This is a genomic window from Mycobacterium persicum (assembly GCF_002086675.1).
GTDB classification, from domain to species: domain Bacteria; phylum Actinomycetota; class Actinomycetes; order Mycobacteriales; family Mycobacteriaceae; genus Mycobacterium; species Mycobacterium persicum.
The window spans coordinates 18,811-36,037 of the sequence record NZ_MVIF01000059.1 but is presented as its reverse complement, the minus strand read 5'-3'; the positions used below and the strand labels follow the sequence as shown (position 1 = coordinate 36,037).

The 17,227-nt window shown below is 66.2% G+C and carries 16 protein-coding genes, 1 tRNA gene and 1 pseudogene; 5 read left to right on the top strand and 13 right to left on the bottom strand.

The features are described from left to right. A pseudogene (locus tag BST40_RS32590) lies at positions 1 to 1,179 on the top strand (PGRS repeat-containing protein); the annotation flags it as partial. A 211-nt stretch (positions 1,180 to 1,390) separates the two neighbouring features. Here BST40_RS32590 and BST40_RS17625 read toward each other — a convergent pair. The 3 genes from BST40_RS17625 to BST40_RS17615 all read right to left on the bottom strand — a co-directional run bounded on the left by BST40_RS17625 (position 1,391) and on the right by BST40_RS17615 (position 3,170). Beyond that, on the bottom strand, positions 1,391 to 2,200 hold the full coding sequence (locus BST40_RS17625) for a sulfotransferase family protein (protein ID WP_089025200.1): 810 nt from the start codon (positions 2,198 to 2,200) through the stop codon (positions 1,391 to 1,393). Between the two features lie 148 nt (positions 2,201 to 2,348). Then, positions 2,349 to 2,420, bottom strand: a tRNA-Thr gene (locus BST40_RS17620). Between the two features lie 27 nt (positions 2,421 to 2,447). Next, positions 2,448 to 3,170, bottom strand: a complete 723-nt coding sequence (locus BST40_RS17615; protein WP_075545661.1) for a hypothetical protein — start codon at positions 3,168 to 3,170, stop codon at positions 2,448 to 2,450. A 161-nt stretch (positions 3,171 to 3,331) separates the two neighbouring features. Here BST40_RS17615 and phoP point away from each other — a divergent pair, with 161 nt between their 5' ends. Then, positions 3,332 to 4,054, top strand: coding sequence for a two-component system response regulator PhoP (gene phoP, locus BST40_RS17610; RefSeq protein WP_075545662.1), 723 nt, complete (start codon positions 3,332 to 3,334; stop codon positions 4,052 to 4,054). Between the two features lie 40 nt (positions 4,055 to 4,094). Then, positions 4,095 to 5,528, top strand: coding sequence for a sensor histidine kinase (locus tag BST40_RS17605; RefSeq protein WP_075545663.1), 1,434 nt, complete (start codon positions 4,095 to 4,097; stop codon positions 5,526 to 5,528). On the opposite strand, the gene BST40_RS17600 is transcribed toward BST40_RS17605, so the two are convergent. After that, positions 5,516 to 5,920 (bottom strand): HIT family protein, encoded by a 405-nt coding sequence (locus BST40_RS17600; protein WP_075545664.1) that lies wholly within the window; start codon positions 5,918 to 5,920, stop codon positions 5,516 to 5,518. The genes BST40_RS17605 and BST40_RS17600 overlap by 13 nt on opposite strands. Before the next feature lie 36 nt (positions 5,921 to 5,956). Beyond that, positions 5,957 to 7,306, bottom strand: coding sequence for a PE-PPE domain-containing protein (locus BST40_RS32585; protein ID WP_083154956.1), 1,350 nt, complete (start codon positions 7,304 to 7,306; stop codon positions 5,957 to 5,959). A gap of 295 nt (positions 7,307 to 7,601) precedes the next feature. Between BST40_RS32585 and BST40_RS17590 the strand changes: the two genes are divergently transcribed. Further along, complete coding sequence (locus BST40_RS17590; protein ID WP_075545666.1) at positions 7,602 to 9,056, top strand: hypothetical protein; 1,455 nt, start codon at positions 7,602 to 7,604, stop codon at positions 9,054 to 9,056. Positions 9,057 to 9,061: 5 nt separating this feature from the next. Here the strand turns inward: BST40_RS17590 and BST40_RS17585 are convergent, their stop codons facing one another. From BST40_RS17585 to BST40_RS17550, 8 genes are all read right to left on the bottom strand, one after another. Then, positions 9,062 to 9,481: a ketosteroid isomerase family protein gene (locus BST40_RS17585; protein WP_075545667.1), complete on the bottom strand. Its 420-nt coding sequence runs from the start codon at positions 9,479 to 9,481 to the stop codon at positions 9,062 to 9,064. Beyond that, positions 9,478 to 10,605, bottom strand: coding sequence for an NDMA-dependent alcohol dehydrogenase (locus BST40_RS17580; RefSeq protein ID WP_083154964.1), 1,128 nt, complete (start codon positions 10,603 to 10,605; stop codon positions 9,478 to 9,480). The genes BST40_RS17585 and BST40_RS17580 overlap by 4 nt, the downstream gene beginning before the upstream one ends. A 151-nt stretch (positions 10,606 to 10,756) precedes the next feature. Then, complete coding sequence (locus BST40_RS17575; protein ID WP_075545669.1) at positions 10,757 to 11,302, bottom strand: hypothetical protein; 546 nt, start codon at positions 11,300 to 11,302, stop codon at positions 10,757 to 10,759. A gap of 13 nt (positions 11,303 to 11,315) precedes the next feature. After that, entirely contained in the window at positions 11,316 to 11,519 is a 204-nt protein-coding gene (locus BST40_RS17570; RefSeq protein WP_075545670.1) for a ferredoxin, read from the bottom strand. A 2-nt stretch (positions 11,520 to 11,521) separates the two neighbouring features. Further along, entirely contained in the window at positions 11,522 to 12,874 is a 1,353-nt protein-coding gene (locus tag BST40_RS17565; protein WP_083154954.1) for a cytochrome P450, read from the bottom strand. After that, positions 12,871 to 13,695, bottom strand: coding sequence for an SDR family oxidoreductase (locus BST40_RS17560; protein WP_083154953.1), 825 nt, complete (start codon positions 13,693 to 13,695; stop codon positions 12,871 to 12,873). Before BST40_RS17560 ends, BST40_RS17565 begins: the two co-directional genes overlap by 4 nt. Continuing rightward, a complete protein-coding gene (locus BST40_RS17555; protein ID WP_083154951.1) occupies positions 13,696 to 14,913 on the bottom strand; it encodes a cytochrome P450 in 1,218 nt (405 codons plus the stop codon). Then, positions 14,910 to 15,533 (bottom strand): TetR/AcrR family transcriptional regulator, encoded by a 624-nt coding sequence (locus BST40_RS17550; RefSeq protein ID WP_075545674.1) that lies wholly within the window; start codon positions 15,531 to 15,533, stop codon positions 14,910 to 14,912. Before BST40_RS17550 ends, BST40_RS17555 begins: the two co-directional genes overlap by 4 nt. Positions 15,534 to 15,753: 220 nt before the next feature. Here BST40_RS17550 and BST40_RS17545 point away from each other — a divergent pair, with 220 nt between their 5' ends. Then, positions 15,754 to 17,223 carry an aldehyde dehydrogenase gene (locus BST40_RS17545; protein WP_083154949.1) on the top strand — a complete coding sequence of 490 codons (1,470 nt, stop codon included), beginning with the start codon at positions 15,754 to 15,756 and terminating at the stop codon, positions 17,221 to 17,223. The last annotated feature ends 4 nt before the right edge of the window (positions 17,224 to 17,227 follow it).

The window sequence follows — 17,227 nt, the reverse complement described above, 5'->3', positions numbered from 1 at the left end:
GGCTACGGCGGTGGCGGCGGTGGTGGCGGCGGGAGCGCCAGGGTGCTACCCACCAGCGGTGGCAGCACCAGCGGTACCGCCACCGGCGGTGACGGCGGCGCCGGCGGCGCCGGTACCACCGTGGCCGCGGGCGGGGCTGGCGGCTCCGGAGGCAACGCGACCCTCGCCGCCAGCGGTGTCGGCAGCTCCGCCAACGGTACCGCCACCGGCGGGACCGGCGGGGTCGGCGGCACCGTCGGTGCCAACGGCGGGCGCGGAGGCATCGCCATCATCAGCGCCAACGGAGGCGGCACCATCACTGGTACGGCCATCGGCGGCGTCGGGGGTGCGGGCACCACCGGTGGCCGCGGCGGTGCCGGCGGTGGCGGCTACCTCGTTGCCAACGGTGCAGGCAGCTCCGCCAGTGGCACCGCCATCGGCGGAGTCGGGGGCGCGGGCACCACCGGTGGCCGCGGCGGCTACGGAGGCGGCACCCGAATCGGTGCTTATAGCGGCGGCACCGCCACTGGCACGGTCACCGGCGGCTTCGGGGGTGCGGGCACCGCCAACGGCCGCGGTGGCGGCGGCGGCGTCGCCATCGTCGCCGCTTACGGCGCGGGCGGCTACGCCAGCGGCATCGCCATCGGCGGCGCCGGGGGCGCGGGCACCACCAACGGCTACGGCGGCAACGGAAGCTACGCCGGGATCAGAGGTAATAGCGGCGGCACCGTCACTGGCGGCACGGCCACCGGCGGTGACGGGGGCGCAGGCACCAACGGCCGCGGCGGCTACGGAGGCAGGGCCACCCTCTTCGCTAGCGACGCCGGCAGCTCCGTCACTACTGGCTCGGCGACCGGCGGGGTCGGCGGGGCCGGCAGCGGCGGCGGCATCGGCGGCGCCGGAAACATCGCCCAAATCAACGCCCTCGGGGGCGGCACCGTCATCAGCAGCGCCACCAACGGCGGGGACGGCGGTAACGGCATCACCGACGGCATCGGCGGTACCGGTGGGCAATCCGCCTTCACCGCAAACACCGGCGGCGCCATCACCACCAGCACCGGCACCGGCGGCGACGGCGGTAGCGGCACCGGCGCAGGCAACGCCGGCGGCAACGGCGGAGCCGCCGACCTCACAGTTCCGCCTCCCGCCCTCGTGACGGGAGCGGTCATTACCGGTACGCCCGGCGCGAATGTGCCGTGAGAGTTCGCCGCTGATCGAAACGCCAACCGCGGCCGGTCGAAAGACACGGCCGCGGTTGCCGTCATACGGTGCTGCGACTGCCCGGTCGAGGCATCAGGCTGCGGCGGCATCCGCGCGGCTGCGCGCACCGGCCCACCTGGAGCGACTGGGCGTCCACATCGCCTAGCCAGTCCGTTCATCCCATGCTCGGTACGCGAAACCGGCGCTTACCTCACACGACCGTCAGCCCGGCGGGTTTCCTCTCCGGGTCGCGCCAGAAGGCGTCGTGGATGAAGCGGTTGAACAGATCCGGCGGTAGCAACGTGTCGCGCGGTTCGGCCGTGACCGTGGGGCGCACGGTGTGTAGTCCCGGTGTCCCGGCGCGCTCGTCGAACTCGGTGACGTCGTACTCGACGTGGCTGAAGTCGTGGTCGAACACCGGCTCACCGAGAAACGAGTAGACGGCCTGCATCGCCTTGGCCGGGTCGGTGCTCAGGGTTTCGTACTGCAGCAACAAAAGTCGATCCCGTTGCGCGCCATAGCAGGCTTGCTTGAGAGCATCGTAGGGACCGCCCACCATGCCATCGGGCGCCACCACCTGTTGGGCGCGGCTATAGACGGTGCCGCCGGCGCTGTAGTTGAAGATCGACGACGGGCTAAAGACGTTGCGTTGAATCAACCGCTCGATGCTGTCCACCACCCACTGCAGATCACGCACGCAGGCAATCACTTTCGCCTCGGGAAACAGCCGGGCAATCGCGGGCATCCACGCACACCAGCCGCGGTTGGTGTCAAAGATCACCTGGGCGGTGGAGTCCGCATAGAAATCGTCGAATAACCCGCGCAGGATGCGCTCGCGCTTGGCGTCGTCGATGAACACCGAAAACTCGTTGCGCCCGCTCATTTCGTCGAGCAGGGCGCCGAACAGGCCGGCCAGCGGCCCCGACATTCCCGCCTGGAACCGCGGGTTTTGTCGCAGCAGTGCGGCCAGCAACGTCGAACCCGAACGCGGCAGACCCGAGATGAAATGAATGGCTACCACGGCACACCCCCGACCTACCTTCCGCACCATGAAATGCTCTGCGGACGTCACCCCGTGTGGTGGCGCCATGTTAGTCGATCACACATTCAATCGAGCGAATACTCGGCAAAAAACGCCATAAACAGCGCAAACGCCATCCGAGACCGAGAGCCCCCTGTCAGGATTGAACTGACGACCGCTCGCTTACAAGGCGAGTGCTCTACCACTGAGCTAAGGAGGCCTGGTTAACCGGTGCCAGCCTAACGGGTCAATGCTCGCTGTCGATGACGCGTTGCGAGCGCACCGGCCGCGACGCCGAGCGGGGCCGGCGGCCCGGCAGCGGAATGCGCTCGGCGATGTTGCTGAGCGGGTTGACCACCATGGTGAGCGCGATGACGGCGTCCTGCAGGGTGGCGATCGCGGGCTCGAGCGCCTCCATCCCGGGTGCCAGCCGGGCCAGGGTGTCGGCCACGTCGGCGAGTTGTTCGAGCGGTCCGTTCCTCGACGTCAGCTTGTCGATCAGGCCGCCCTCGGCGAGCAGCCGATCAGCCAACCCGTCCTCGGAAAGCACCCGTTCGACCAGGCCGTCTTCGGCCAGTATCTGGTCGGCCAGCCCGCCCGGTTGCAGCGCGCGCTGCATCGCACCTCCCTCGGCGGTCAACCGATCGAGCAATCCGCCGGGCGCGGTCAGCAGGTCGACCACCCCACCCGGGCGCAGCATTCGGTCCATCGGCCCGTCGGGTGCGATCGCGCGTCCCAGCGGCGCGTCTTCGTCCAGGAGCTTGGCCAGCCGGTTGGCGCGCACGATCGCCTCTTCGATCCCCAACACGCTGGCCATGGCGTGGGATCCGGCATCGCCACCGGTCTCACCGAGTGCCTGCTTGGCCAGCCCGACCGCTGCGCCGGCCAGGTTGAGGCTGGTTTCGGCGGCGGCGAGGCTGGCACGGGCGGGCGCAGTCGCGATGGCGACGAGGGTGTTGCCGAGATTCATCCTGCGAGTCTATTCGCGACGCGGCCAAATAATTGCGCACGGGTTCAAGCCGATCAGCCGATTCCTGGCAGACTATTATCAGTCGACTGCCAACGAGCTCTCAGGAAGTACTCAATGAACGTGAAGCTAGTACTCAACTACGTGCTGCAGGAATGGTTGTCATGACCGCAGTGAACCCGGGCGAAGCCAGCACACCGGAAGCTCGCATCCTCGTCGTCGACGACGAGGCCAACATTGTCGAGCTGCTTTCGGTGAGCCTGAAGTTCCAGGGATTCGAGGTCCATACGGCCAGCAACGGAGCACAGGCGTTGGACCGGGCCAGGGAAGCCCGCCCGGACGCGGTGATCCTCGATGTGATGATGCCCGGCATGGACGGCTTCGGGGTGCTGCGCCGACTGCGGGCCGACGGCATCGATGCCCCGGCGTTGTTCTTGACCGCCCGAGACTCCCTGCAGGACAAGATCGCCGGCCTGACTCTGGGCGGCGACGACTATGTGACCAAGCCGTTCAGCTTGGAGGAGGTCGTCGCCCGGCTGCGGGTCATTCTGCGCCGCGCCGGCAAGGGCAGCGCCGAACCGCGCAATTCCCGCCTGACGTTCGCCGATATCGAGCTCGACGAGGAAACACATGAGGTGTGGAAGGCCGGCCAGCCGGTGTCGCTGTCGCCCACCGAGTTCACCTTGCTGCGTTACTTCGTGATCAACGCCGGCACGGTGTTGAGCAAGCCGAAGATCCTGGACCACGTGTGGCGCTACGACTTCGGCGGCGACGTCAACGTTGTCGAATCCTACGTCTCCTACCTGCGCCGCAAGATCGACACCGGCGAGAAGCGGCTGCTGCACACCCTGCGCGGGGTGGGCTATGTACTGCGGGAGCCACGATGAGCGCGCTTCGTGTGGTGCCTGGCCCGGCTAGGTAGCGAGTATGGCCACGTACCGTCGACGCGGAATACCGCTACGGGTAAGCCTGGTCGCGGCCACCCTGGTTCTGGTGCTGTGCGGTCTGTTGGCTTCCGGCGTGGCGGTCACCTCGATCCTTCGGCACAGCCTGATCAGTCGGATCGACTCGACGCTGCTGGACGCCTCGCGTACCTGGGCGCAGTCCCCGTGGAAGCATTCGATGTCCCACGGGGAAGGGCCCGATCCCGCCCGGCCGCCGTCGAAGTTCTACGTGCGCGGCATCAGTCCCGACGGCCATACCGTTACCGCCATCAACGACCGCAATGCCGAGCCGGCGTTGCCGCCCGGCAACGACGTGGGTCCGGATCCGACGACCCTGCCCTCGGTGAACGGCTCGGACATCGAATGGCGCGCGGTCTCGGTGCACGGCGCCCATGGCGGCCTGACCACAGTGGCCATCGATCTGTCCGACGTCCAGCACACGGTTTCATGGCTGGTTTGGTTGCAGATCGGCATCGGCGCTGCCGTACTGGTTGTCGTCGGTATCGCCGGCTACGCGGTGGTGCGCCGTAGCCTGCGGCCGCTGGGCGAGGTGGAACAGACCGCAGCGGCGATCGCCGCCGGGCAGCTGGACCGCCGTGTCCCCGAGCGCGATCCCCGAACCGAGGTGGGCCGACTTTCGTCGGCGCTCAACGGGATGCTGTCGCAAATCCAGCAGGCGGTGGCGGACTCCGAATCGTCTGCCGAGAAGGCGCGCGATTCCGAGGATCGGATGCGCCGCTTCATCACCGACGCCAGCCACGAACTACGCACGCCGCTGACCACGATTCGCGGCTTCGCGGAGCTGTACCGCCAGGGTGCTGCCCGCGACGTCTCCATGTTGCTGTCTCGGATCGAGAGCGAAGCCAGCAGGATGGGCATGCTGGTGGATGATCTGCTGATGTTGGCCCGCCTGGACGTCCAGCGGCCGCTGGAACAGCACCAGGTGGACTTGCTGGCGTTGGCAAGCGACGCGGTGCATGACGCGCAGGCGATCGACCCCGAGCGCACGATCACCCTGGAATTCCTGGAAGGCCCCGGCACTCCCGAGGTGCTCGGCGACGACGCCCGGCTGCGCCAGGTGCTGAGCAACCTCGTCGCAAATGCGTTGCAGCACACCCCGGAAAGCGCCGACATCACCGTCCGCGTCGGCACTGAGGGTGATGACGCGGTGCTTGAGGTGGCCGACAAGGGACCGGGCATGAGCCAGGAAGACGCGTCGCGGGTTTTCGAGCGCTTCTACCGCACCGACTCGTCGCGGGCCCGAGCCAGCGGCGGTACCGGCCTGGGCCTGTCGATCGTCGACTCCTTGGTCAGGGCTCACGGCGGTGCTGTCAGTGTGACGACCGCGCCGGGCGATGGGTGCTGTTTTCGCGTCACCCTGCCGCGGGTCAGCGAGGTTGCGGCTCAGGTCAGTTGAGCCAGTGCGGCCTTGATTTTGGCCTGCGCCTCGTCAAGCGACTCCGGCGACGGGTTGCGGTCGACATTGGCAAATCCGAAGTCATGCAGGCTGCGGGTCGGGAACACGTGGATGTGCAGATGCGGAACCTCAAGCCCGGCGATGATCACACCGGCCCGTTCGGTGTGGAACGCCGTGCAGACCGCCTTGCCGATCAGCTGGCTGACCTGCATGACGCGGGCGAACACCGCGGTGTCCACGTCCTGCCACTGGTCGATTTCGGCGCGGGGCACCACCAGCGTGTGGCCTTGGGTCATCGGTTCGATCGTCAGGAACGCGACGACGTCGTCGTCCTCGTAGACGAAACGGCCTGGTAGCTCGCGGTTGATGATCCTGGTGAAGATCGACGCCATGGATCCAGCATAGGTGGGCGCATCGGCGGCCCGCCGTCACCCGAAGAGGTTGGGCGCGAACCCGAAAAGTCCACGCTGCACCGAGCCCAGCAGATCCGCGGCGGTAGGCAAGCCGACCAGTGACCCGTGTGAGAAGTACGGCCCGGCGTTAGGTGTCACAGACGAATAGCCGTCATTGACAATCGGCTGCAGAACCGAGTTGAGGTTGTCGACGATTGGTTGTGGGACACCGATCTCCTTCAACGGCAACAACATTGGCAGTGTAGACGAGGGGATCAGGTACGTGGTGATGGTGCCGCCCAAGGAGGTGGTGGCGCTGGACACCTGCACTGCGTCCGACATTGAGGCAAGTGATGCCGTGTTGTGGAAGTAGGCCGCCCCGAACAGCGAATTCACCGCTGCCGGCAGATTCCAGGGCCGGTCCGGCGGATTACCCCAGAAATCGTACTGGCCGTACACCACGCTGACGTCGTACTGGGTGTTCGGTAGTCCCTGCACCGTGTAGTCGATCAACGGCACGGTCATCCCGTTCGGTAGGTAGATGTTCGCCAGGCCCTGCTCGGGGCTGGAGAACATGGCGAACTGCAGAGCATGAGGCGGCGGAGCGCTTGGGTTGGTTGCCAGGTAAGCCAATTCGCGGTTGACGACGATGGTTCCCTGCGACAGCCCGGCAATGTGCACCGGTGAGCCGTTACCGTTGGCAACCGCGTTCATGATTTGGTCATTGAGCGCTCGCTGTCCCATGGCGACGGCGTCGTTGGTGCCGGGAGCGGCCAGGCTACCGCTGAGGATGCCAATGCTGGCCGGGTAGTTGACAAGCTGAGCGGTGGTGCCGGGGAACCAGTTCTGCCCGATGGCGTGGTTGAGTAAGTCGTAGCCCTGCAGAATTGACACCGAACCTGGCCCCGGGACACCGCCTTGAAGGAGCACCTGCCCGAGATAGGGCAGCGTGGTGATGAAGTTCGGATAGTACAGCGGCCCGGCGCCGGGGATCGTGATCCGCGTGCCCGCCGCCGCGGTGGCAATCGGGGCAGGACCGGCTGCGCCACCCCTCGACAGGGTCTGGGCCGACGCGTTGACCGCGTTCCGCAGAGTTCGCTCGGAGTTGGCGATCTCGGTGGTCGCATACGAGTTCGCGGTTGCGGCCATGGTGCGCACCAACCGCTCGTGCAGCTGCGCCGCTTGTGCGATGACCGCCTGGCATTCCCGGCCGTGCGCGCCGAACAACGCCGCGATGCGGGTAGAGACCTCGTCGGCGGCTGCGGCCAGCAACGACGTGGTGGAGTTGGCTGCTGCCGTGTTCGCCGCGTTGACCGCCGACCCGATCTTGGCCAACTCGCCGGCAGCAGTCACCAGTGATTCAGGGGTCGCCACGACATACGACACTGCTGCCTCCTGGCGCGGGCACACGGGGCGGAGGTCAACACCGTGTTCGTCCCCGACGCGATCGGTGGCTGTGAGGGTACTCGCCGCTCGCACCCTGGGCGGGGCTTTTCGCGGGCCTGGGCTTCAACGGCTTTCGGTCGGCGGCAGTTTTCCGGGCGTGCATGGTGTGGATGCGGGGTTGACCGCGATCAAGGTGTGCTCGGATCTCGAAGCGAAATCGTTAGCACAGTGTTGCCGTGTCGTCGTCCGCGATCGCCAGAATCCTCGGTAACCCAATGCACGGGAGGGGACCTTGGTGCGGTTTCCCGCGGCAATGTTGGCCGTTCCTACGGCACTGCTGGCCGCGTGCGCCATTTCTCTTGTACCCGGGGTTGTTTCGCGAACGCTCCCCGCTTCGGCGCGGGCGGCCGCCACGTTCGGCCCATTGGCGCCGCCGAATCCGTTCATGGCGCCGAACGGGTTGGCGTCCATGCACAACGACGCCGGCTCGGCCGACGCGGGACCGCTTCCGGGACCCGGCGCCCGGCCGGCGGCGATCTTGGCGTACCCGCTGGTGGCCGCGTGCCCGACCATCACCCAGGGGACCGACGGCCTGGTGCTGGCGCTGTGCACGTCCGATATCACCCAGGCGCCGGTAGTGCACCTGATCGATCCCAACGGCATTGTGCCGCGGGTCATCCCGCTGGCGAGCATGGATATCGCCAAGGGCGGGCTGCTCGGCGGCGTCTATGCCTACTTGGACAACAACGACCAGTTGGTGATGATCGACGGAACCAACCACCTGCTACGCATCGCACACGGCAAGGACGCCAAGGGCCGCTGGCAGCTAACCGTCACCGAGTCCACCGACGTGTCCAGCGTAATTCCGCCCGGCGACCAATCCGTCGGCGTCGTCCCGGATTATCTCGGCAACGTCTGGTTCGCCACCGGCACCGGCGTGGTGGGGGTGGCAAAAACAGGCGGGGGCGTCGCCAGCGTGCAATTGCCCGCCGGCGAGCAGGTAGCGAACAGCATCTCCGCGTCACCGAGCAACCGCGTCGCGGTCGCCACCACGTTCGCTCTCTACGAAGTCAACCTGGACGGTCTGGGCAACCCGCAGGTGTTGTGGCGCCAAGCCTATGACCGAGGCCCCGCCCGCAAACCCGGGCAACTCAGTTGGGGAACCGGTTCCACGCCAACCTATTTCGGCCCGACCGGCGCCGACTATCTGACCATCGTCGACAACGCCGATCCGCTGGTCCACGCGCTGGTCTACCAATCCGGAACCGGCACGCTGTTTTGCCAGCAACCGGTGCTGACCCAAGGAGGCCCGGGCAGCGAGAACTCTCCCATCGGTGTCGGGAATTCGATGTTCATCGCCAGCACCTACGGCTACCCCTACCCGGCGGTCCCGGCGGGCGCCGGCCCGGCAGTGCCGCCGACAGCGCCGTTCGTCGGCGGGATGACCAGGGTAGACGTCGAGCCCACCGGATGCCGAACCGTGTGGGACAGTCGAACTCGCAGCGCCGCATTGCCGCATCTGTCCATCGCCGACGGCCTGATCTACACCATCACCCGGATCGGATTGGACAACACCACACCACTGGACGTCTTCGCATTCGCCGTCATCGACCCTGGCAACGGGAAAGTGCTTCTGCAGCAACCGAAATCGGCTACCATCCTCAGCGACCCGATTCAAACCGCCTGCATGGTGTTGATGGGTAACAAGATCATGCAAGGCAACATCACCGGAATCGGCCGGATCGGCTGATACGCCTATTCCTCCTTGCCGAACGTCATCATGTCGAGGTTCCAGTAGCCCCGCATGTTGATGATCAGCCCCTCGTCGTTGACGCGATAGGTGAACACGCCACGGACCTCGCTGGTGAAGCCGCCCGGAAACCTGCTGCGCAACACCAGGATATGGGCGATCTCGTTGGGCGAACTCGACGGGAACGTTTCCTCGCAGGTGATCGTCAACTGATTGGCCGCGATATTGGTGTCGTAGAAAGCGGCAACGCCGTCCTTGCCGCGCACCCCGCTGCCGTCCGGATTCGTGACGGACTTGCCGATCGGGTCCTCGATCACCACGTTGTCGGCCATCAACGCGAGCCAACCCTGCCGATCGTGAGCTTGCACGCAACGCCACGACGACTGCGACGCCGTCAGCGCCGGAGAATGGGCCGTCTGGGTCATCGATCGGCGTCCGTGAATCGGATGACACCGCGAATGTTCTTCCCGTCCAACATGTCCTGGTAGCCGTCGTTGATCTGCTCCAGCCGGTACTGACGGGTGATCATGTCGTCCAGGTTCAGCTTCCCGGCCCGATACATCGACAACAGCTGCGGAATGTCGTACTGCGGGTTACCGCCGCCGAAGATGGTGCCCTGCAGGTTCTTCTGCATCAAGGTCAACATCGCCAGGTTCAGCGTCACATTGGTGTCCAGCAGGCTGCCGATCGCGGTGAGCACGCAGGTACCGCCCTTGGCGGTAATGGTCAGGTAGCTGTCGATGTCGGCGCCCTGGAGTTCGCCGACGGTGATGATCGCCTTCTTGGCCATCAGACCATAGGTGACCTCGGCGATGCCCATCAGCGCGGCATTCATGTCGGGATAGACGTGGGTGGCGCCGAATTTCAGCGCCTGGTCGCGCTTCCACTCCACCGGCTCGACGGCGAAGACGTAGCGCGCGCCGGCGGCAACCGCGCCCTGCAGCGCGGCCATCCCGACGCCGCCCAGACCGACGATGGCGACGTCGTCACCGGGCCGGATGTCGGCGGTGCGCACCGCCGACCCGTAGCCGGTGGTGACGCCGCAGCCGACCAGGCAGGCGACCTCGAACGGGATCGACGGGTCGATCTTCACCACCGAGCTGCGGTGCACCACCATGTAGGGCGAGAACGTGCCCAACAGCGTCATCGGGTAGACATTTTGCCCGCGGGCCTGAATGCGGAAGGTGCCGTCGCTTACCGCGGCGCCGGCCAGCAACCCGGCCCCCAGATCGCAGAGATTGCGCAGCCCGGCCTGACAGGTGGGGCACTTCCCGCAGGACGGGATGAACGACAACACCACGTGATCGCCCGGGGCGATGTCGTCCACCCCCGGACCCACCTCGGTGACGATTCCGGCGCCCTCGTGTCCGCCCAGCACCGGGAAACCCGCCATCGGAATACCGCCGGTGACCAGGTGGTTGTCGGAGCGGCACATGCCCGCCGCTTCCATCTGGATCTTGACCTCGTCCTTGACGGGGTCACCGATTTCGATCTCCTCGACCGACCACGGCTGGTTGAACTCCCAGATCAGAGCGCCTTTTGTCTTCACGGTAGACATGACCCCATTTCGCCATTGAATTGAGACTGCCCGGCCCCATCGTGCCGAGCAACGGTGGTGACGAGTACCACAGGGCACCCCCTGTGGCGCCAGCATAGCGCGCTCAACAAAACAAATGCTTGGTTGGGTCCCGGCGAGCGGCTCACCACAGCGGTACCGGAGCCTGGCCCAGCGGGTAATAGCCGGGCATTTTCTCGCCCGAGATGCCCCGTTCGATCCGGTTGCGCATGCCCTCCGACAGCTTCCCGTTCTTCATCAACTGCAAATAGAGCGCGGAGACGTGCCCGAAGTCGAAGAAATCGCGCTGCCACTCGATGAGCTTGTCGGCGTTGAGCCGAAACCAGCTGCCGCCGATGCCGTAGATCTCCTGCCGGCCGCCGTCGGCGTCGACGACCACCTGCTTCCAGAAGCCGACGATCTCCCCCTGGCGGTCGTCGACGATGACCTTCTGGTAGGGATACTGCCAATCCTGCAGCCCGTGCATCTCCAGGCCCAGCGCGATATCCCGGATCTCGTCGATCCCGATGCACATCACGTCTTCTTTGGGCCCGATGTTCCAGCCGTAGGTGGCGTCGACGGCGTAGAAGCCGGCCAGCGGCGTCCAGTCGCCCGCCTGTTCGCAGTCCTTGTTGGCCTGCAGCCAGGTCTGCACCCACTCGTCGAGTTCGGCGCGTTCGAAAGAGACCATGGTTAGTCCTCTGTCAGTCCTGTTCTTTGATGAAAATTGCTTGGGTGGGACACATTCGGACCGCCCGCTCGATTTCCGGGCGGGCCGCCTCGGGCGGCTGCGCGTCGATGATCTCGACCTTGCCCCGTTTGGGCACCCGGAAATAGTCGGGCGCCTCCAGTTCGCACATCGCGTGGCCCTGGCACAGATCCAGGTCGGCTTCGATCCGGTATCCCATCGTCAGCGCCTACGGCGGCGGTAGCGCACGCTGGCGGGCCGCGCCAACTGCACCACCATTTTGGAGTGGTCGTTGCGGTAACTCTCGGGCGGCTGCGCCATCTCGAACTCGTACTCGCGCAACAACACCGAGAAGATCGCCTTGATCTGCATGGTGGCGAACGCCGCGCCCACGCAGCGATGCCGGCCGGCGCCGAACGGAATCCACGTCCAGCGGTTGATCAGATCCTCTTGGCGTGGTTCATCGTAACGCTGCGGTACGAACGCGTCGGGATCGGGGAAGTCTTCGCGAATCCGGTTGGAGATCGCCGGCGAGGCCGCCACCAGTTCGCCTTCGTGAATCGGATAGCCCTCGACCTCGAATTCGCCCTTGGCGACCCGCATCAGAATGATCAGCGGCGGGTGCAGCCGCAGCGTCTCCTTGAGCACGTCTTCCAGATGCGGAATCTGGCGCAGCGCATGGAAACTCACCGGCTGCCCATCGGCATAGAGCTCGTCGAGCTCGGCGATCACCTCGGCGTAGGCGTCGGGGTGGCGCAGCAGTTCGATCAGCGTCCACGCCGAGGTACCCGAACTGGTGTGGTGCCCGGCGAACATCAACGAGATGAACATGCCGGTGATCTCGTCGGCGGAGAACCGCGGCTGGCCGGCCTCGTCACGGATCGACACCAGCACGTCGAGCATGTCGCGATCGCGTTTGTCGGTGGGTGGGTTGGCGATTCGTTGATGCATGATCTCCTGAACCAACGCCACCAACCCTTTTCGGGCTTCGTCGCGCCTGCGGAAGCTTTCAATCGGCAGATACGGGTCGACATAGCAGAGCGGGTCGGTGCCGCGCTCGAGCTCGTGGTAGAAGTGCGCGAACCGCGAATCGAGCTGGTTGCGGAATTTGGTGCCGATCAGGCACGAGGTGGAGGTGTAGATGGTCAGCTCGGCGAAGAAGTCTAGCAGGTCGATTTCGCCTGTTTCACCCCAGTTCTCGATCATCCGGTGCACTTCGCGCTCGATTGTCGTGGCGTGGCCCTTCATGTGCTCACCGCGCAGCGCCGAATTGTGCAGCATCTCTTTGCGGCGTTCGGGGCTGGCGTCGAACACCACCCCCTTGCCGAAGATCGGCGTCATGAACGGATACGCCTGCGCCTGGTCCAGCTCGTCGTCGGAGGACCGGAAGAAGAACTCGTTGGCCTTGGCGCCGGACAGCAAGACGACGTGTTTGTCGGCCAGTTGGAACCACCCCACGTCGCCGCACTCGTCGCGCACCCGCTGCATCAGGCCGATCGGGTCGGCACGGAACTCTTCGAGATGTCCGTGTTCGTCCTGGCCGCCGGACACTCGCGGCACGATGGCTGTGGTCATGAATCCAGCTTTCCCTCGTCGACCCTGAGCTGGTGCCGCTCTGCGGCGTTGGCCAGCGGCGCTTCGGGCTGCAGCTCCATGTTCACCACAAAGCCGCCCCGGGGTGTCTCCGCGACAAACGTGATGGCCCGGGCGATATCGGATGCCCGCAGGAAGTAGTTGTGGCGCGCCTGACCCCATTTAGCCCAGTCCTGCAGGGCCGGCCCGATCGACTCCACCGGCAGGGTCCAGCCCATCCCGGTCTTGGTCGGGCCCGGATGCACGATCGACGCGCGCACACCGGTTCCTTCGAGCTCCATCTGCAGATTGGTCACCATTGCCACCAGCCCGGCCTTCGCCGCCCCGTAGGCGCCCATGTGCGGACGCTGACGCAGCGCCACATCCGAGCCGACGAAGATCAGGTCACCGCGCTGACGGTCCAGCATGCCCGGCAGCACCGCTGTGGCCAGCCGGTTAGCCCCGATCAGGTGGATCTGGACCTGCGATTCAAAGCTTTCGGTGTCGGTTTCGTGCAGCCGTCCGAAGTAGCTGTCGCCGGCCCCGGCGACCAGAACCTCGATGTCGCCGAGTTGTTCGGCGGCCCGGTGCACGAAGTCCTTGACCGAGTCGGGATCGGTGACGTCGAGGGGCAGCGCCACCGCCTCGCCCCCGTCGGCCTGGATCTTCTCGGCGATCTCCTGGCATTTGTCCACGCGCCGCGCACCCAGAGCGACCGGAAACCCGTGGGCGGCAAGCTCTATCGCGGTGGCGGCGCCGATGCCCGAGGACGCGCCGGCGACTATCGCCGGCCTGCGGTCCGGGTGTGGTTGAAAGCGGGGCATTCAGCGGACCTCCACGGCTATCGGTAGCGAAGCAAACCCGCGGACATTGCTGGAGTGGACGCGAACGGCATTGGCCTCGTCCACCTGGTATCCGCGGATCCGCGTGAACAGTTCGGTGAGCGCCACCCGGGCCTCCATCCGCGCCAGGTGGGCCCCCAGGCAGAAATGTGCGCCGCTGCCGAAACTCAGGAGCTTGGAACCGATTTCCCGCCCGATCAGGTACTGGTCGGGATTGTCGAAGACCCGCTCGTCGCGGTGAGCCGACCCGGGCAGCAGCAGCATCACGTCGCCCTCGGGAATCCTGGTGTCGTAGAGGGTGAGTTCACCGACGACGGTGCGGGCCAGGATCTGGCTGGACGTGTCATAGCGCAGCGTCTCCTCGACCCACAGCGGCACCCGCGACAGGTCGGCGTAGACCGGGGTCAGCTGGTCGGGAAACTTGTGGCCCCAATACGCGGCATTGGCAAGGAGTTTGGTCGTCGTTTCGTTGCCGGCGATCACCATCAGGAACATGAACCCGAGGATCTCCTCGTCGGTGAGCCGGTCGCCGTCGATCTCGGCGGCAAGCAGCGCCGAGGTCAGATCGTCGGTCGGCCCGGCCCGACGTTCGGCGATCATCTGCTGGTAGTAGAGGATCAAGTTGATCGACGCCTCGATCGCCGACGCCGGCACATCGGTGATTCCGTCCTCGCGGTGCATGACACCGTCGGCCATGGACCTGATCCGGTCGCGGTCGGCGACCGGGACGCCCATCAGTTCAGAGATCACGTCCATCGGCAGTTTGCCGGCAAATTCGGCGACATAGTCGACGGTTCCGGATGCGGCCTGATCCAGCATGCTGTCCAGATGCTGCACGGCCAGCTCGGTCACCCGTGGTTCCAGCTCTCGAATCCTGCGCGGGGTGAACCCTTTTGACACCAGCGTGCGTAACCGAAGATGCGCCGGGTCGTCCATCGCCAGGAACGACATCGTCTTGGCGGCATGCGGACCGCGGGACACCGGATCCAGTGAAACGCCGTCGCGGTTGGACAGCGTTGTGCTGTTGCGGAAACCCTGATGTACATCCCGGTGCCGCGACACCGCCCAGAAGCCGAGTTCTTCGTTGTGGTACAGCGGCGCTTCGTCACGCAGCCGCCGGTAGTAAGGGTATGGATCCTCGTGAAAGTCGTAGTCGTAGGGGTCGAGGACCACGTCGGGGTTGCCGATATGGACGCTCATGCGTCACCCGCCTTTTCGGCGCCGGTCAGAATGAGGCGCACCACGTCGGCCAGTCGGTCGGCGATCTCGTGATAGGTGAACTCGCCGCTGCCGGCTTGCACCAGCGCCCCAAAAAACGCCATCTCCAGGGCGGATACGGTGGCGGCCTCGGCGTCGGGTCCGATGGCCGACGCGATCCGGCGGTGGATCTCGGCGCCGATTCGCTCGCGCGCGGCCCGTACCGCGGGATCGGCACCACCGCCGAGCAGCGCGGCGGTGCACGCGGCACCCACCTCGGGTTCGTCGGCGACCACCAGGGCCAGGTGGCGCAGCGTCTGATCCACCCGGGCGGGCATCGGGACGTTGACGTCGGTGAAGTAGGGGACTTGCCGGACCAGGTCGAGGTAGACCTCGGCGATCAGGTGATTCTTCGACGAGAAATAGGTGTAGGCGGTGGCCGGAGCCACCTTGGCCCGGGCCGCCACCATCCGCACCGTCAGATCAGGGTAGGAGTTCTCCCGCAGGGTCTGCATGCCGGCCGACAGCACCTTGCGAAAGGTCTCTTCCTGGCGCCGGTTGCGTGCTCTGGCGCCCGCCTGTGGCACCTGGCCAGGGACCGTAACCAGTGCATCGCTGGACACCTGTCCACGCTAGCTGACAGCCGTGGCGGTGGGCAACCCCGGCGGCAACAATGCATGTCAATAGGCACGTTGCTCGCTGTCAGCGGGTGGCTGGCGGCTGCCCTTGCACCATCACGATGCCTGAAGCTATGGTTCGAAAGAGCGATATCGGACAGTTGTCCATCCAAATCGACTGTCCTCTCAGCCAGCGGACAGCCAACGAATCAGGTGGGAGCGGTAGATGGCCCTGTTGGCCGACGGAGTCAGTGCGCTGTTCATCGACGGGAAGCTGTCCGAAGGTAACGCGGGCACCTTCCCCACGGTCAATCCGGCCACCGAGGAAGTGTTGGGCGTCGCCGCCGATGCGGACGCGCAGGACCTGGGACGCGCGATCGAAGCAGCGCGCCGCGCCTTCGATGACACCGACTGGTCGCGCAACATCGAATTGCGGGTGCGGTGTGTGCGTCAACTGCGCGACGCGATGCGCGAAAGCGTCGAGGAGCTACGAGCGCTGACCATTTCCGAAGTCGGTGCGCCGCGGATGCTCACCGCCGCGGCTCAGTTGGAAGGTCCGGTCGACGACCTGGCGTTCGCGGCCGACACTGCCGAGTCCTATTGCTGGGAACAGGATCTCGGCCGCGCGGCACCGATGGGAATCCCGACCCGGCGCACCCTGGCGCGCGAAGCCGTGGGCGTCGTCGGGGCGATCACCCCGTGGAACTTCCCGCATCAGATCAACCTGGCCAAGCTGGGTCCGGCGCTGGCCGCCGGCAACGCCGTCGTGCTCAAACCCGCCCCGGACACGCCGTGGTGCGCGGCCGTGCTCGGTGAGCTCATCGCCAACCACACCGACTTTCCGCCCGGCGTCGTCAACATCGTCACCTCCAGCGACCACGGCCTGGGTGCGCTACTGGCCAAAGACCCTCGGGTGGACATGGTTTCGTTCACCGGCTCCACGGCGACCGGACGCAGCGTGATGGCCGACGCCGCCGCCACCGTCAAGAGGGTGTTCCTGGAGCTGGGCGGAAAGTCGGCGTTCGTGGTGCTCGACGACGCGGATTTAACCGGGGCATGCTCGGTTTCGGCGTTCACCGCCGCCGTGCACGCGGGCCAGGGCTGCGCGATCACCACCCGACTGGTGGTGCCTCGGGCCCGTTACGACGAAGCTGTCGCCATCGCGGCGCGAACCATGTCGTCGATCAGGCCGGGCGACCCGAATGACCCCGGAACCGTTTGCGGCCCCTTGATTTCAGCGCGCCAACGGGATCGGGTGCAGAGCTATCTGGACTTGGCGATCGCCGAGGGCGGGACGTTCGCCTGCGGCGGTGGCCGCCCGGCGGACAAGGAAGTCGGATACTTCATCGAGCCGACCGTCATCGCGGGCCTGACCAATGAGGCCCGTCCCGCCCGGGAGGAGATCTTCGGGCCGGTGCTGACGGTGATCGCCCACGACGGCGACGACGATGCCGTCCGGATCGCCAACGACTCGCCCTACGGCTTGTCGGGCACGGTGTACAGCGCCGACCCCCAGCGGGCCGCCGGGATCGCCGCGCGGCTGCGGGTCGGCACCGTGAACGTCAACGGCGGCGTGTGGTATTCCGCCGACGCGCCGTTCGGCGGCTACAAGCAGTCCGGCACTGGCCGCGAGATGGGGCTGCTCGGTTTCGAGGAGTACCTGGAAGCCAAACTGATTGCGACAGCTGCAAATTAGAGGA

Coding starts and splice junctions, on each gene's coding strand:
- BST40_RS17615 (WP_075545661.1), bottom strand. CDS start 3,170: ATGAATCTCGGCAACACCCTCGTCGCCATCGCGACTGCGCCCGCCCGT.
- phoP (WP_075545662.1), top strand. CDS start 3,332: ATGACCGCAGTGAACCCGGGCGAAGCCAGCACACCGGAAGCTCGCATC.
- BST40_RS17605 (WP_075545663.1), top strand. CDS start 4,095: ATGGCCACGTACCGTCGACGCGGAATACCGCTACGGGTAAGCCTGGTC.
- BST40_RS17600 (WP_075545664.1), bottom strand. CDS start 5,920: ATGGCGTCGATCTTCACCAGGATCATCAACCGCGAGCTACCAGGCCGT.
- BST40_RS17585 (WP_075545667.1), bottom strand. CDS start 9,481: ATGACCCAGACGGCCCATTCTCCGGCGCTGACGGCGTCGCAGTCGTCG.
- BST40_RS17575 (WP_075545669.1), bottom strand. CDS start 11,302: ATGGTCTCTTTCGAACGCGCCGAACTCGACGAGTGGGTGCAGACCTGG.
- BST40_RS17570 (WP_075545670.1), bottom strand. CDS start 11,519: ATGGGATACCGGATCGAAGCCGACCTGGATCTGTGCCAGGGCCACGCG.
- BST40_RS17565 (WP_083154954.1), bottom strand. CDS start 12,874: ATGACCACAGCCATCGTGCCGCGAGTGTCCGGCGGCCAGGACGAACAC.
- BST40_RS17560 (WP_083154953.1), bottom strand. CDS start 13,695: ATGCCCCGCTTTCAACCACACCCGGACCGCAGGCCGGCGATAGTCGCC.
- BST40_RS17555 (WP_083154951.1), bottom strand. CDS start 14,913: ATGAGCGTCCATATCGGCAACCCCGACGTGGTCCTCGACCCCTACGAC.
- BST40_RS17545 (WP_083154949.1), top strand. CDS start 15,754: ATGGCCCTGTTGGCCGACGGAGTCAGTGCGCTGTTCATCGACGGGAAG.